13 protein-coding genes are annotated in these 15,055 nt (G+C 42.6%); 9 read left to right on the top strand and 4 right to left on the bottom strand.

Going from position 1 to position 15,055, the window contains the following annotated elements; all coding sequences use genetic code 11:
- Nucleotides 1-39: 39 nt before the first annotated feature.
- On the bottom strand, nucleotides 40-285 hold the full coding sequence (locus O6P32_RS12330) for a hypothetical protein (RefSeq protein WP_269878816.1): 246 nt from the start codon (nucleotides 283-285) through the stop codon (nucleotides 40-42).
- A 204-nt stretch (nucleotides 286-489) separates the two neighbouring features.
- Here O6P32_RS12330 and O6P32_RS12325 point away from each other — a divergent pair, with 204 nt between their 5' ends.
- The 7 genes from O6P32_RS12325 (at nucleotide 490) to leuB (ending at nucleotide 10,985) form a co-directional block, all read left to right on the top strand.
- Entirely contained in the window at nucleotides 490-2,976 is a 2,487-nt protein-coding gene (locus O6P32_RS12325; RefSeq protein ID WP_269878814.1) for an outer membrane protein assembly factor BamB family protein, read from the top strand.
- Nucleotides 2,977-3,095: 119 nt separating this feature from the next.
- Nucleotides 3,096-4,259 (top strand): nicotinate phosphoribosyltransferase, encoded by a 1,164-nt coding sequence (gene pncB, locus O6P32_RS12320; protein WP_178266960.1) that lies wholly within the window; start codon nucleotides 3,096-3,098, stop codon nucleotides 4,257-4,259.
- 474 nt (nucleotides 4,260-4,733) lie between these two features.
- Complete coding sequence (locus O6P32_RS12315; RefSeq protein ID WP_269878812.1) at nucleotides 4,734-6,230, top strand: 2-isopropylmalate synthase; 1,497 nt, start codon at nucleotides 4,734-4,736, stop codon at nucleotides 6,228-6,230.
- Nucleotides 6,231-6,248: 18 nt separating this feature from the next.
- Nucleotides 6,249-7,646 carry a 3-isopropylmalate dehydratase large subunit gene (gene leuC / locus O6P32_RS12310; RefSeq protein ID WP_178266962.1) on the top strand — a complete coding sequence of 466 codons (1,398 nt, stop codon included), beginning with the start codon at nucleotides 6,249-6,251 and terminating at the stop codon, nucleotides 7,644-7,646.
- A 12-nt stretch (nucleotides 7,647-7,658) separates the two neighbouring features.
- Entirely contained in the window at nucleotides 7,659-8,261 is a 603-nt protein-coding gene (gene leuD / locus O6P32_RS12305) for a 3-isopropylmalate dehydratase small subunit (protein WP_178266963.1), read from the top strand.
- A gap of 29 nt (nucleotides 8,262-8,290) precedes the next feature.
- On the top strand, nucleotides 8,291-9,817 hold the full coding sequence (locus tag O6P32_RS12300; protein ID WP_269878811.1) for an alpha-isopropylmalate synthase regulatory domain-containing protein: 1,527 nt from the start codon (nucleotides 8,291-8,293) through the stop codon (nucleotides 9,815-9,817).
- Nucleotides 9,818-9,923: 106 nt separating this feature from the next.
- On the top strand, nucleotides 9,924-10,985 hold the full coding sequence (gene leuB / locus O6P32_RS12295; protein WP_269878809.1) for a 3-isopropylmalate dehydrogenase: 1,062 nt from the start codon (nucleotides 9,924-9,926) through the stop codon (nucleotides 10,983-10,985).
- A gap of 180 nt (nucleotides 10,986-11,165) precedes the next feature.
- On the opposite strand, the gene msrA is transcribed toward leuB, so the two are convergent.
- Entirely contained in the window at nucleotides 11,166-11,651 is a 486-nt protein-coding gene (msrA, locus tag O6P32_RS12290; RefSeq protein WP_269878808.1) for a peptide-methionine (S)-S-oxide reductase MsrA, read from the bottom strand.
- 213 nt (nucleotides 11,652-11,864) lie between these two features.
- Here msrA and O6P32_RS12285 point away from each other — a divergent pair, with 213 nt between their 5' ends.
- Nucleotides 11,865-12,689 carry a tetratricopeptide repeat protein gene (locus O6P32_RS12285; protein WP_269878807.1) on the top strand — a complete coding sequence of 275 codons (825 nt, stop codon included), beginning with the start codon at nucleotides 11,865-11,867 and terminating at the stop codon, nucleotides 12,687-12,689.
- A 27-nt stretch (nucleotides 12,690-12,716) separates the two neighbouring features.
- Here the strand turns inward: O6P32_RS12285 and O6P32_RS12280 are convergent, their stop codons facing one another.
- A complete protein-coding gene (locus tag O6P32_RS12280) occupies nucleotides 12,717-13,430 on the bottom strand; it encodes a LytR/AlgR family response regulator transcription factor (protein ID WP_269878805.1) in 714 nt (237 codons plus the stop codon).
- Nucleotides 13,427-14,458 (bottom strand): sensor histidine kinase, encoded by a 1,032-nt coding sequence (locus O6P32_RS12275; protein WP_269878803.1) that lies wholly within the window; start codon nucleotides 14,456-14,458, stop codon nucleotides 13,427-13,429. The genes O6P32_RS12280 and O6P32_RS12275 overlap by 4 nt, the downstream gene beginning before the upstream one ends.
- A gap of 161 nt (nucleotides 14,459-14,619) precedes the next feature.
- On the opposite strand from O6P32_RS12275, the gene O6P32_RS12270 reads away from it, so the two are divergent.
- The gene (locus tag O6P32_RS12270) at nucleotides 14,620-15,054 is read left to right on the top strand and encodes a DUF6515 family protein (protein WP_269878802.1); all 435 of its coding nucleotides are present in this window, start codon (nucleotides 14,620-14,622) and stop codon (nucleotides 15,052-15,054) included.
- The last annotated feature ends 1 nt before the right edge of the window (nucleotide 15,055 follow it).

Below are 15,055 nucleotides of genomic sequence, written 5' to 3'. Positions count from 1 at the left end.
TTTTTTTTGTCTTCTGGTGATGCCTTTTCTGCCGCTGCCTCAGGATGTCTGCGACTCTCCAGTGTCCTTTTCTCTGCCGCCGCTGTTCCGTAGCAGGCCTTTCTCCGGCCCGGCACTGCCCCGTTCTTCTTCCTCATTTGTCGTGTCTGACAGCTGTATGTCTTTATTCTGCATATTAAGGATGATCCTCTCCTGTGTGTAAAGAGGAAAATCCTGAGTACGGCCTGCTTTATTCTTAAATCCCGTCTGATGCATGGTTTCCAGCAGCTGTATTGGTGGAATCATGTATGATCCCGGAAATCTCTGCGTGTATGAATCATGGCTTGTCCGGACGTGGTGGCTATGTATATGCATCCTCTGCTTCTGAAGACTTGTTCCCTGCTTGACACGATTTTAATTTTCGATAGTGAATATGATATTAAATTTGCTTCTATTATAAATAAAAATCAGTATACTTGCCCCTTTATTATAAATATGGGGAAATGTACTATGAAAATAAGATTGAAAACGACTTTACTATTGTGTGGATTTCCTTTCTACGTGTCTGCACAATATATTGGTAAGGTATATGTAGATGAAAATTATAATGGTAAATATGATGCAGGGGAAACACTGCTGAATAAAGTATCCGTATCCGATGGACTAAATGTGGTTCAGACAAATCAAGAAGGAAGTTTTAATTTAGCAGGGCATGAAAAGGCTAAATTTATTTTTATTACGACTCCCTCCGGATATAAAACTAATAACGCTTATTATCGTCGTATTGAAGCAGGACGAACTGCATATGATTTTGGAGTAATTCCGTATCAGAATAGAATAAACAAAGACGGCTCACATCGTTTTATTCAGATATCCGATACTGAAATAGGATCACCTCAAGGACAGGAAAGATGGGTGCAAGAAGTGAAGGATTATGCAGCCAATGAAAAGGCTGCTTTTATTATCCATACAGGAGATATCTGTTATATTCCCGGTTTAAAAAGCCATTTGGGAATGATGAACACTATGAATATGGATACCCAGATGTTTTATGCAATAGGAAATCATGATCTTGTACAGGGAGATTATGGAGAGCAAGTATTTGAAAGCATTTATGGTCCTACCTTTTATTCTTTTGAAGTCGGTAATGTACATTATATTGTGACTCCTATGTTGGGAGGAGACTATCAACCTGATTATACCAAAAAAGATGTATATGAATGGTTGAAAAATGATTTGAAGTATGTCTCTAAAGAGAAAGCTGTTTATGTATTCAATCATGATTTGCTGACTGCCGATGAACGTATGCTTTATCAAATAAGCGATAATGAATTTATTGATTTGGATAAATATAATTTAAAAGCTTGGATTTATGGACATTGGCATGTTAACCATATTCATAAGCATCGCTCTGCTTATAGCGTTTGTACGTCCACATTGGCATGTGGAGGAATCGATCATGCATCTTCTGCTTTCCGAGTCTTTTCTGTAGACGGTAAAGGTGATTTTCAAAGCGAGTTGCGCTATACCTTTATAAATAGAACCATCGAACTGGCTTCGATTTCAAATGGACAAGCCCCAGTGAATGAAAAAGGTGAATTACCATTATCTGTGAATGTCTATCATACTGTTTCTCCTGTACAGAAAGTCACTTATGATATTCGTTGTAGCGGACAAGTTTGGATAAAGGCTCAATCGATGAAGAAAAACACCAATTTCAATTGGTCGGCTTTGGTTCAATTGCCTGAGAACTGCAAAAAACGTTTGGTGACTGTAGTTGCTGAAGCTTATTTAAGTAATGGAGAAATTATAAAAACTGAAGAATCATTTGTCTATAATGATACTCGGTCTACAACTCAAATACAGACATCCTGCGATTGGACAAATTTACTCAGGACTCCTAATCATATAGGAGGAAATGAGGCTAATGCCGTCGCTCCCTTGCGCTTGGCATGGGTACAAAATGTAAAATCGAATATTTATATGACCTCTCCATTGGTTTACAAAGGGAATGTTTATGTGGCATCGGTAGATGAAGATGCTCAAGGCAAAGCTGCACTGATGTCTATGGAAGGTGAAACGGGAAAGATTCGTTGGAAGTATATGCTGGATGGGTCTGTAAAAAACAGTATTGCTATTACAGATGAGGTGGTGTTTGCCCAGGATGTACATTCTACTTTATATGCAGTAGATGTCAATACGGGTAATTTGATTTGGAAGAAAAAAATGGGAACAGAAGCTATACCCTCATTCGATGGAGGAATTATTGCAGCAGATGGTATTGTATATGCAGGCACTGGGCAGACAATGTGTGCAATAGAGGCTCTTTCTGGTAAAATCTGTTGGATTAATAAAGATTGGAAGTCGAGAGAAGGATGTACCGTAACATTATCATTGGAGGATGGAGTATTAGTTGGAGGTGCCCATTGGGATGCCATGTATGCCAATGACGCTCGGACTGGTCAATTATTGTGGACCAACAGAAAAGATGGTTTACGCAACCGTTCTGCTTCACCGGTTTTAAAAGATGGAATATTGTATGTGCCGTCTTTGTCCTCCTTTTTTATTATGAATGCTCATACAGGAGAAATTCTGATGCGAAAGGAATTGGGATATAATGTTGACGTCACCTCTTCTCCTTTGATTACAGACGAACTGATTATATTCGGAACTGCAGAGCGGGGAGTTGTTGCTTTGGATAAGTCCACCTTAGAGGAAAAGTGGAATTTCCAGACTACCCCTTCTTTTATTTATAGTGCTCCTTATACCCGATATCCGGCTTGCACAGTGGAAACCAGTCCTGTACAGGTAGGTAATAACGTTTATTTTACTGCTTCAGATGGTATTTTGTATGCATTAGATATACAGACTGGAAAACAGATATGGAGATACACAATGGGTGCTCCTTCTTTTGCTTCGGTTGCTGTTTCGGGAAATGCATTGTTTGTAGCCGATTTTAGCGGAAATGTGTATGGATTTGTATCAGATACAGAATAAAGGAAATGCTTTTCTCGAAACGGAATAGGCATTTTCTGATTTTTTAGTTAACTTCGTAGCGATAGCTGTAACTCAATATAAAGGTGACAGCGGGATAGTAATTAATACATTTGTTTTTTATGGTTATAAAAACAATTTTAGATACCGATTTATATAAGTTTACCACTTCGTATGCTTATATTAAGTTATTTCCTTATGCAATAGGGACATTTTCTTTCAAAGACCGAGATGAAACTGAATATACAGAAGGTTTTCTAGAAGCTTTAAAAAGTGAAATCTATAATTTGAGTTTGGTCGCTTTGACCGATGAGGAACTCGAATACATGTCGGCACATTGTAGATTTCTTCCCCGGGTATATTGGGAGTGGCTTTCTTCTTTCCGTTTCGATCCAAACAAGATTGAGGTTTACTTAGATGAACAGCATCATCTACATCTGGAAGTGACCGACTTTTTATATAAAGTCACTTTATATGAAGTTCCTTTACTTGCTATTGTTTCCGAGATTCGTAATCAGTTCTTCAATCGGATTCCCGATAAGAAAGAGATTATAGAACGGCTATCCGGTAAGGTAGAACTTTCCAATACAAATCAGCTTCCTTTCTCTGAGTTTGGAACACGCCGTCGCTTTTCTTTTGCCGTACAGGATATTGTGGTAGCCTATCTCAAAGAACATGCAAATTACTGTACAGGTACATCCAACTGTTATCTGGCAATGAAATACGACATGTTGCCTATGGGAACCCATCCGCACGAATGGTTTATGTTTCATGGAGCACAGTTTGGATATAAACACGCCAACTATATGGCATTGGAAAACTGGGTGAATGTATACGATGGTGATTTGGGTACAGCTTTGTCTGATACATACACTTCAGATTCTTTCCTTACAAACTTCAGTAGGAAGCAGGCTAAATTGTTTGATGGAGTACGATGTGACTCTGGCAACGAATATGAGTTTGTGGATCGGTTGATTGCACGTTATAAAGAATTGGGTATCGATCCTACTACGAAAACCATTATATTCAGTAATGCGCTTGACTTTGAAAAAGCATTGAGTTTGTATGAATATTGCAAAGGAAAAATACGCTGTTCGTTTGGTATTGGTACCAACTTGACCAATGATACAGGCTACAAGCCCTCCAATATTGTGATGAAACTTTCTCGCTGTAAAATGAACAGCAACCAGGAGTGGCGTGAGTGCGTCAAGCTTTCGGATGACATGGGAAAACATATGGGAAGCAGTACAGAAGTAGAAGCGTGCCTTTATGAACTACGTTTATAAGAAAAAGTACAGTTTGCTTTTTAACTAAGAAAAAGGTATGTCGGCATTGGGCCGATATACCTTTTTGTTTTATTTAAAGGGGAGATAACAGGCTGAATTTGCAATAATATCTTTCTCGAAAAGGTATTATTGCCTGTTTTCGGAGAATTTTGATAGTTTTCTCTTTAGTAATACTTTTATATTAAACCCTGTCTAAGTTTTAAAAATTATTGTTTATAGCATTAAAAAACTTACATATTGTTTTGCTTATTCGAAATATTCTTTACCTTTGCACCTGTTAAAAATAAAAGGAGATAAAAAGATGATGTTTATACAGATTTTGCTATGCGGTTTGATTATTATTCTATTGGGTTGCCCGATGGGAAGTGAGTCGCGTGTATAAATGTCTATAAAGAATAATTGAAAGCCTTTCTCACTTCCTTGGTGTGAAAGGCTTTTTTAGTTGATAATAACCCTATAAAAATAGAACTTACTATGAGTGACAGATTATTTATTTTTGATACTACACTTCGCGATGGTGAGCAGGTGCCGGGATGTCAGTTGAATACGGTTGAAAAGATTCAGGTAGCCAAGCAGCTTGAAGCATTGGGAGTAGATGTCATTGAAGCAGGCTTTCCAGTCTCAAGTCCGGGAGATTTTAACTCTGTAATTGAAATTTCGAAAGCAGTAACATGGCCTACCATTTGTGCTTTGACCCGTGCCGTACAAAAAGACATTGATGTAGCAGCAGAGGCTTTGCAATACGCCAAGCACAAACGTATCCATACAGGTATCGGTACATCAGATTCCCATATCAAATATAAATTCAATTCTACACGTGAAGAGATCATCGAACGTGCAGTGGCTGCTGTAAAATACGCACGTCGCTATGTAGATGATGTAGAGTTCTATGCAGAAGATGCAGGTCGTACAGACAACGAATATCTGGCTCGTGTGATAGAAGCTGTCATCAAGGCAGGAGCTACCGTTGTCAATATACCCGATACAACCGGTTATTGTCTTCCTGAGGAATATGGAGCAAAAATCAAGTATCTGATGGAGCATGTTGACGGTATTGATAAGGCTATTATCTCTACCCACTGTCATAACGATTTGGGTATGGCTACGGCAAATACCATCAGTGGAGTGCTGAACGGTGCACGTCAGGTAGAAGTAACTATCAACGGTATTGGCGAACGTGCCGGAAACACCTCACTTGAAGAAGTGGCCATGATTCTTCGCTGTCATCACAATATCAACATCGACACCAATATCAATACTCAGAAAATCTATCCTACCAGCCGCATGGTATCCAGTTTGATGAACATGCCTGTTCAGCCCAACAAAGCCATCGTAGGTCGCAATGCCTTTGCCCATTCATCGGGTATCCATCAGGATGGAGTCTTAAAGAACGTACAGACATACGAAATTATCGATCCGAAAGATGTAGGAATAGACGATAATGCCATTGTACTGACAGCCCGTAGCGGACGAGCTGCTTTGAAACATCGTTTGCATGTATTGGGAGTAGAAATGAGCCAGGAAAAACTGGATAAGGTATACGAAGACTTCCTGAAACTGGCCGATAAGAAGAAAGACATTACCGATGATGATATCATGGTACTGGCCGGAGCTGACCGCAACTTCAACCATCACATCAAACTGGAGTATCTGCAGGTAACCAGTGGAGTAGGAGTGCGTTCTGTAGCCAGTCTCGGACTGAATATCTCCGGTGAACATTTTGAAGCAGCTGCTACAGGAAACGGTCCGGTAGATGCCGCTATCAAAGCCGTGAAAAAGATTATCAACCGTCAGATGACATTGAAAGAGTTTACTATCCAGGCCATCAGCAAGGGAAGTGATGATGTAGGTAAAGTACACATGCAGGTAGAATACGACGGACAGATGTATTATGGTTTTGGAGCAAACACAGATATTATCGCAGCGTCGGTAGAAGCTTATATTGACTGTATCAACAAATTTAAGAAATAACTAAACGAAGTAAAGAATATGGCTAATACATTATTCGACAAAATATGGGATGCACATGTGGTGCAGAAAGTAGAAGAAGGTCCCACACAATTATATATAGACCGTCTTTATTGTCACGAAGTGACCAGTCCGCAAGCCTTTGCCGGCATGCGTGCCCGTGGATTGAAATGTTTCCGTCCGGAGCGTATCTATTGTATGCCCGACCATAACACTCCTACCCACGATCAGGATAAACCTATTGAAGATCCGGTATCCAAGGCACAGGTTGATACTTTGGCAAAAAATGCGGCCGACTTTGGGCTGACTCATTTCGGTATGATGAACAAGAAAAACGGTATTATCCATGTGGTAGGACCGGAACGCGGATTGACTCTTCCGGGAATGACCATCGTATGCGGCGATTCGCATACATCTACCCACGGAGCAATGGGAGCCGTTGCATTTGGTATCGGTACCAGCGAAGTAGAAATGGTCATGGCTTCACAGTGCATCTTGCAGGCTCGTCCGAAGACAATGCGTATTACCATCGACGGACAGTTGGGTAAAGGAGTTACCGCCAAGGACGTAGCATTGTATATGATGTCGAAGATGACAACCAGCGGAGCAACCGGTTATTTTGTAGAATACGCCGGAGAAGCAATCCGCAGCCTTACAATGGAAGGCCGTCTGACACTCTGCAATCTGAGTATCGAGATGGGAGCACGCGGTGGTATGATTGCCCCCGATGAAGTAACCTTCGAATACATCAAAGGCCGTGAATATGCTCCAAAAGGAGAAGAATGGGAAAAGGCTGTAGCTTACTGGAGAACCTTGAAGAGTGACGACGATGCCGTATTCGATAAAGAAGTACGCTATGATGCAGCCGATATCCAGCCGATGATTACCTATGGAACCAATCCGGGAATGGGTATGGCAATTACCGATTCCATTCCTACCACCGAAGGCATGAGCGACGTAGAAAAAGGTTCATTCGAAAAGTCGTTGAATTATATGGGTTTCTCTGCCGGAGAATCGCTGATAGGCAAGCCCATCGATTATGTATTCCTTGGTGCATGTACCAACGGACGTATTGAAGACTTCCGGGCCTTTGCTTCTATTGTAAAAGGACGTAAGAAAGCAGAAAATGTGGTAGCATGGCTCGTACCAGGTTCTTGGATGGTCGATGAACAGATTCGTCAGGAAGGATTGGACAAAGTGCTGGAAGAAGCAGGCTTTGCCATCCGTCAGCCGGGATGCTCGGCTTGTCTGGCTATGAACGACGATAAGATTCCGGCAGGAAAATATTCCGTATCTACCAGCAACCGTAACTTTGAAGGTCGTCAGGGTCCTGGAGCACGCACCTTGCTGGCAAGTCCGCTGACTGCCGCTGCCGCAGCTGTAACTGGAGTAATTACCGATCCGCGAACATTAATGTAATACAGAACCACTATGAAACAGAAATTCGATATACTTACAAGCACTTGTATCCCTCTTCCTTTAGAGAATGTAGATACAGACCAGATTATTCCTGCACGCTTCTTGAAAGCAACCACAAGAGAAGAGAAATTCTTTGGTGACAACCTGTTCCGCGACTGGCGTTATCATCCGGATGGTACACTCAACAAAGACTTCGTGCTGAACGACCCTACTTATAGCGGACAAATTCTGGTTGCCGGAAAGAACTTCGGTTCCGGTTCAAGCCGTGAACATGCTGCATGGGCAATTGCCGGATACGGATTCAGAGTCGTAGTTTCCAGCTTTTTTGCCGACATTCACAAAAACAATGAGTTGAACAACTTTGTACTTCCTGTTGTGGTGAGCGAAGCTTTCCTGAAAGAACTGTTCGACTCCATTTATGCCAATCCGAAAACAGAAGTGGAAGTCAACCTTCCGGCACAGACCATTACCAACAAGGCTACCGGTAAATCGGAAGTCTTCGAAATCAATGCTTACAAAAAGCATTGTCTGATGAACGGACTGGACGATATTGATTTCCTTGTAGAAAATAAAGAGAAGATAGAAGCTTTCGAGGCGAATCGCCAGAAGCTATAAAAAACAAATAAAAACGAGTAGATGTCTGTATGGAAAGACCGATAATAGAAATCATGGATACAACGCTGCGCGATGGAGAACAGACCAGTGGCGTATCGTTTGTAGCCCGTGAAAAAATAATGATAGCCCGCTTGTTGCTGGAGGATTTGAAAGTCGACCGTGTAGAAGTGGCTTCGGCCCGTGTGTCGGAAGGAGAGTTCAATGCGGTGAAGATGATTTGTGACTGGGCCTCTGCTCGTAATATGCTGTCCCGTGTAGAAGTGCTTGGGTTTGTCGACGGAAAAGTATCTGTCGACTGGATTCATAAGGCAGGATGCCGTGTCATCAATCTGCTGACAAAAGGCTCGGAAAAACATTGTACTTATCAGTTGAAGAAAACACTGGCCGAACATGTAGCCGACATACGTGAAGTGGTACGTTATGCACAGCAGTGTGATATGTCGGTCAATGTGTATCTGGAAGACTGGAGCAACGGGATAAAAGACTCGCCGGATTATGTATTCGGGTTGATAGACGGATTGCAGGACATGGGTATCAAGCGTTTCATGTTGCCCGATACACTGGGTATACTGAATCCGCTGCAGGTCATCGAGTTCATGCGTAAGATGAAGAAACGCTATCCGGATTTGCATTTCGATTTTCACGCACACAACGACTATGATTTGGCTGTGAGCAATGTACTGGCCGCTGTGCTGAGTGGAGTGAAAGGCCTTCATACTACCATCAACGGGCTGGGAGAGCGTGCTGGAAATGCTCCTCTTGCCAGTGTACAGGCCATCCTGAAAGACCATTTTCAGGCAATTACACACATCGACGAAAGCCGTCTGAATGATGTAAGCCGGGTGGTAGAGTCATACTCGGGAGTGACCATTCCAGCCAATAAACCGATTGTGGGAGACAGCGTGTTTACGCAGGTGGCCGGGGTACATGCTGATGGAGACAATAAGAACAATCTGTATTGCAACGACCTGCTTCCGGAGCGCTTCGGACGTGTACGTGAATATGCGTTGGGAAAAACTTCCGGAAAAGCCAATATCCGTAAGAATCTGGAACGTCTGGGACTGGAACTGGACGAAGAAGCCATGCGTAAGGTGACGGAACGCATTATCCAGTTGGGCGACCGCAAGGAACTGGTTACTCAGGAAGATTTGCCGTATATCATTTCCGATGTACTGAAGCACGATGGAGCCAACAACAAGGTGCGCCTGTTGAGCTACTTTGTCACGTTGGCGCAGGGACTGAAACCGATGGCTACCTTGAACATCGAAATAGATGGCAAGACGTATCAGGAAAGTTCTTCGGGCGACGGACAATACGATGCCTTTGTGCGTGCATTGCGTAAAATCTATAAAGGCGTCTTGAAGCGTACCTTCCCCATGCTGGTGAACTATGCAGTTTCTATTCCTCCCGGAGGACGTACCGATGCATTCGTACATACGGTCATCACCTGGAGTTACGAAGGGCGTGAGTTCCGTACACGCGGACTGGATGCCGACCAGACAGAGGCAGCTATCAAAGCTACCATTAAAATGTTGAATATAATAGAAGAGAGTTGACAAGGTTTCAGCTGACAAGGGAACAAAAGATAAGATATCGAGAACCTTGCCTGCCCGTAACCTGATACTTGACTAAAAAACTTACAAACTTTAAAACTTAAAATATATGGAATTTAAAATAGCCGTATTGGCTGGCGATGGCATCGGACCGGAAATCTCCGTGCAGGGTGTGGATGTCATGACAGCTGTATGTGAGAAATTTGGACATAAAGTAAGTTATGAATATGCATTGTGTGGTGCCGATGCCATAGATAAAGTAGGCGATCCGTTTCCGGAAGCTACTTACGAAGTATGTAAGCGTGCCGATGCCGTGTTGTTTTCTGCAGTAGGTGATCCGAAGTTCGACAACGATCCTACTGCAAAAGTACGTCCGGAACAAGGATTGCTGGCCATGCGTAAAAAGTTGGGCTTGTTTGCAAACATCCGTCCGGTACAGACCTTTAAGTGTTTGTTGCATAAATCGCCGCTGCGTGCCGAACTGGTAGAAGGAGCCGATTTCCTTTGCATCCGTGAATTGACGGGAGGTATGTATTTCGGTGAAAAATATCAGGATAACGAAAAGGCTTACGATACCAACATGTATACCCGTCCGGAGATTGAACGCATTCTGAAAGTCGGATTCGAGTATGCCATGAAACGCCGCAAACACCTCACCGTAGTCGATAAGGCCAACGTACTGGCATCTTCTCGTCTGTGGCGTCAGATTGCCCAGGAAATGGCACCGCAGTATCCGGAAGTGACTACCGACTATATGTTTGTAGACAATGCTGCCATGCGTATGATTCAGGAACCTACTTTCTTCGACGTCATGGTAACTGAAAATACTTTCGGCGACATCCTGACCGATGAAGGTTCTTGCATCAGTGGTTCTATGGGCTTGCTTCCTTCGGCTTCTACAGGCGAAAGTACACCGGTATTCGAACCGATTCACGGTTCATGGCCTCAGGCTAAGGGATTGAACATTGCCAATCCGCTGGCTCAGATTCTGTCGGTAGCAATGTTGTTCGAATATTTCGACTGCAAGGAAGAAGGTGCACTGATTCGTAAGGCTGTAGATGCTTCGCTGGATGCTTGCGTACGCACTCCTGAAATTCAGGTGGAAGGCGGTGCCAAATATGGTACAAAAGAAGTGGGTGAATGGATTGTAAATTATATCCGTAAAGCCTGATTATATACACATACACAGACATAACATATATTATTAATCAGTCAGCGCCGTTGTTTGTATAAACAGCGGCGCTGATTTTATATCCGGCGTCGTCGATTGTAAATACAACGTCGTCGGTTTTAGCAAATGTCTGAAATCAATACTTGTCTTTGTCGGACAGGAAAAGCCGTTTTCCCCGAATCAGAATTTCTTTATCCGGATGTGGCAATAAGGTTCTCCGCCTGTCTTGTCGTAATAATGCTGGTGATATTCTTCTCCCTCCCAGAATGTGGTGGCAGGAGTCAGACGGGTATTCACTTCATACCCTTTGTCGCGCAAAATTTGGATCACCTCTTCTGCTTCTTTCTTCTGCTTTTCGTCGAGGTAGAATATTTCACTCCGGTACTGGTCGCCGATGTCGGGACCCTGTCCGTCGGTTTGTGCCGGGTCGTGTATTTCGAAGAACAGTTTGCACAGTTCGCTGAAAGAGGTCTGTTCCGCATCAAAGTCCACCAGAGTAGCTTCGGCATGTCCGGTAAGATGTGCTTTTACTTCCTGATAAGTCGGTTCGTCTTTATGACCTCCGATATATCCTACAGTAGAGCGGACGACTCCTTTGGCATGCTCAAACTGATATTGTGCGCCCCAGAAGCACCCGCAGGCAAAGATGGCTTTTTCTATTTTCATACGGTTGTATAGGTTTGGGTTTTACTTTTTTCCGATGTTTCTGCCGTATATGAAGCAAGAAACAGTCACAAACTTACGAACTTCACGCCAACTTACAAACAGGCTGACTCATAAACTTAACTTTAAACTTACAAAAAGTATTTAACACAGAAAGACTTCTGCAAATATTCCCTTACCTTTGACGCATAATTGTAGAAAGAAAAATCCCGTAAAATGAGAAGATTCGTATTGGTTTGCTTGTGTCTGCTGTCTTTGGGTTCGCTCTGTGCGCAGAAATCATATAAGGAAGTGGTAGGACGTGCCATGGATTGTGTATTGAAAGACAGTCTTGCTGAGGCGGAAACTTTATTTCGTGAGGCCTTGAAGATGGATCCTTCCAGTGCCCGCAATGCATTGTTGTTCTCTAATCTGGGTACTGTACAGAAACGGATGGGAAAAACCGATGAGGCCATTGAGTCGTATACGATGGCACTGAACATTACGCCTTATGCTACGGCTATTCTTTTGAACCGTGCGGCACTCTATCTGGATAAAAATCTGATAGATAAGGCTTATCTTGATTATTGCAATGTCATAGATTTGCTTCCAGAGAATGAAGAAGCTCGCCTGTTTCGTGCATATATCTATATGCAGCGTCGAGAATATAAAGAAGCACGAATAGATTATAATATCATTTTATCCAAAGATTTAAAGAATAAGACGGCCCGTATCGGTCTGGCTATGCTCGACCAAAAAGAAGGAAAGTATACGGCAGCTCGTGACGGACTGAACCTGTTGATAGAGGAATATCCTACAGACGTATCTCTGTTTAAGATGCGTGCCAATCTGGAAACAGAATTACAGTATCCGGATGCCGCTTTGCTCGATTTGGAGGAAGCTGCCCGTCTGGACAGTCAGGATGCTGAAGTCTTTCTGATGATTGGTGATGTGAAATTGGGACAGGAAAAGAAGAAAGAAGCATTGGCTGCGTATGAGAAAGCCATCGAACTGGGTATTCCCCGCATCGAACTGATGGAAAAAATCAAGCAGTGCAAATAAAAGTTCGAGTAGGGAAGGAGAGCTTTCTTATTCCGTCTGGGGCATCTGCTCTATCGTTTTCAGCTCTTTGCTGTAACTTCTTCCTACCGGAATTCGGGTACCATTGTATAAAAGCACTTCTTTTTGCGTAAAACTGGCTATTCGGTGTACCGGTACGATAAATGATTTGTGTATACGTATGAATTTCTCCGGAGGAAGTAGTTCCTGTGTGCTTTTCATGCTGATTTGCGACATCAGTGGCGGCTGGTCCTGCAGATAAATACGTACATAGTTGTCCATCGATTCGATATACAGTATATCCTTCAGTTTGATATGTGTATTTTTATACTCAACCTTTAGTGTGATGCTTTCGTCTGTAAAGACCGGATTATTGGAAAGGCTTTGCAGCGAATACCGTTCTATTACCTTGTCGACGGCCTTTTCGAAACGCGTGTATGAAAAGGGTTTGTGAAGAAAATCGATGGCATTCAGTTCGAAACCGTCGAGTGCATACTGGGCATATGCTGTAGTCAGAATCAGAAAGGTGCCCGCCGGCAATTCGTGTGCCAGTTCTATCCCATTCAGATCGCCCATTTCCACATCGAGGAAGAGCAGATGAGGCTTTATTTTTTTTACTTGCTCCATACCGGTCAGCGGATTGGTAAAAGTCTTCACCTCCATATCTCCATACCGTTGGCAAAAGCTGGTAATGATTTCCAGTGCCATTGGCTCATCGTCTATTGCCACACACTTTATCTTCATGTCTTTAAACTGATACTGAGAGTTAGCGTAAATAACCCGTCTTTTTCTTCTGTAAACAAACTGTATTTGTGTGGATAGAGAAGTTCCAGTCTTTTTTTGCAGTTCTCTATCCCTATTCCCTTAGACAGGTTGTTGCGTGTATGGTTTAACAGCGGATTGGTTGTGGACAAAAGTAATTCTCCGTTTTCTGCCTGAATTGTGATATAAGCTTCTCCGGCTTTGTGCGAAGAAATTCCATGTTTGAATACATTCTCTATAAAGGTAATCAGAATCATCGGTGCAATGTCCAATTGTTCCGTTTCGTCGTGCTGGTACGAATAGTGGATTTTGAAGTTCTCCGGTATCCGGTATTTCTGCAGTTCGATGTACTGATGGATGTATTCTATTTCAGTGCAGAGCGGAATTTTTTCCTGTGTATTGTGGGTATACATGTATTTCATGAGTCCGATAAACTGCGTAAAGGCATCTTCGGCCTGTGGTGAGCGGGTTACCACCATTGCATACAGTGTATTGAGACTGTTGAACAGAAAATGAGGGTTGATCTGTGCCTTATATAGAGCCAGTTCGGCTTTTTTCTTTTCAAATTCTACCACCTGCCTTCTGGTTATCTGATGATACAGTTCGGTAAGCAGTCCCACGGCGATACTGAAAGCCATGACCACAATGTAGAGAAACCATACCGCCTGCTGCTGCAATCGGATTTTGGGAATATGCGTGGCCAGTCTTGGACGCCGCATTCTGTGTACAGGTATTTCCATCTGGTAGCGTGTGATGAGATAAGTTCCTGTTATTGTGAGTAAGATAAGGATTACTGCAATCCAGAAACGTTTCTGTCCCACCAGCACAAAAGGCATAACCACATACCGGTTCAGAATATATACAATGTACAGCCATCCTACCAGCAGGTATACAAAAATAGAATCTTTTTCCAGCCATCGCTCGATAGGCAGCAAAGCAATCAGAGCCGGTAGCAGTACCAGGCAAAAAATAAGGTCTATAAAAAAAGGAAGTTTCTTTGTTTGCCACATAGATATCTTGTTTTTACAAAAATACGCTTTTCCGCTGTGTTATGGAAATAAGCCTTATGCTGTTTACCATTACATTCGTGCTGTTTACCCCTACTTTCAGGTGCCCTTGGATTTTGCATTTCTCTGTCGCTTATTTTTGTGGTGAAACAATAGGATAGAATATGAAAAGATTGATTTTATTACTATCAGTAGCAGGAATGATGAGCAGTTGTGTTTCTGCTTTTTCCGTACCCTCTCATCCACGGAAAAAAGTAACGGTTGTGACTACAGTTTCGCCCAGACACCGTCATAAAGTAGTTAAAAAAGTAGTGATAGGTACGCGGGTTCGTGTATTGCCTCCTCGTACTGTCGTGATAAAATACCATAGTGTGCCTTTTATCTATGCCAATGGTATTTTTTACCAGCAGGTTAGTTCTTCTGAGTACGAAGTGGTAAAACCGGAAATCGGGATGATTATTCCGGAACTTCCGCAATATAACGTACAGCATGTATGTATAGAGGGAGAGGATTTGTTTTTGTTTGAAGGTACTCTCTATAAGCAGATTCCTACTCCACAGGGAGTTCAGTATAAAGTATCCGGATTTTTGGAACAATAAA

The organism is Phocaeicola acetigenes (genome assembly GCF_027529745.1).
GTDB lineage: Bacteria > Bacteroidota > Bacteroidia > Bacteroidales > Bacteroidaceae > Phocaeicola > Phocaeicola acetigenes.
The sequence above is the reverse complement of the archived record's forward strand: the minus strand, read 5'-3'. Positions and strand labels throughout refer to the sequence as shown.

What these genes read in the sequence shown, in the direction of transcription:
- O6P32_RS12330 (WP_269878816.1), bottom strand. Translation starts at nt 285, where the DNA reads ATGATTCCACCAATACAGCTGCTGGAAACCATGCATCAGACGGGATTT.
- O6P32_RS12325 (WP_269878814.1), top strand. Translation starts at nt 490, where the DNA reads ATGAAAATAAGATTGAAAACGACTTTACTATTGTGTGGATTTCCTTTC.
- pncB (WP_178266960.1), top strand. Translation starts at nt 3,096, where the DNA reads ATGGTTATAAAAACAATTTTAGATACCGATTTATATAAGTTTACCACT.
- O6P32_RS12315 (WP_269878812.1), top strand. Translation starts at nt 4,734, where the DNA reads ATGAGTGACAGATTATTTATTTTTGATACTACACTTCGCGATGGTGAG.
- leuC (WP_178266962.1), top strand. Translation starts at nt 6,249, where the DNA reads ATGGCTAATACATTATTCGACAAAATATGGGATGCACATGTGGTGCAG.
- leuD (WP_178266963.1), top strand. Translation starts at nt 7,659, where the DNA reads ATGAAACAGAAATTCGATATACTTACAAGCACTTGTATCCCTCTTCCT.
- O6P32_RS12300 (WP_269878811.1), top strand. Translation starts at nt 8,291, where the DNA reads ATGGAAAGACCGATAATAGAAATCATGGATACAACGCTGCGCGATGGA.
- leuB (WP_269878809.1), top strand. Translation starts at nt 9,924, where the DNA reads ATGGAATTTAAAATAGCCGTATTGGCTGGCGATGGCATCGGACCGGAA.
- msrA (WP_269878808.1), bottom strand. Translation starts at nt 11,651, where the DNA reads ATGAAAATAGAAAAAGCCATCTTTGCCTGCGGGTGCTTCTGGGGCGCA.
- O6P32_RS12285 (WP_269878807.1), top strand. Translation starts at nt 11,865, where the DNA reads ATGAGAAGATTCGTATTGGTTTGCTTGTGTCTGCTGTCTTTGGGTTCG.
- O6P32_RS12280 (WP_269878805.1), bottom strand. Translation starts at nt 13,430, where the DNA reads ATGAAGATAAAGTGTGTGGCAATAGACGATGAGCCAATGGCACTGGAA.
- O6P32_RS12275 (WP_269878803.1), bottom strand. Translation starts at nt 14,458, where the DNA reads ATGTGGCAAACAAAGAAACTTCCTTTTTTTATAGACCTTATTTTTTGC.
- O6P32_RS12270 (WP_269878802.1), top strand. Translation starts at nt 14,620, where the DNA reads ATGAAAAGATTGATTTTATTACTATCAGTAGCAGGAATGATGAGCAGT.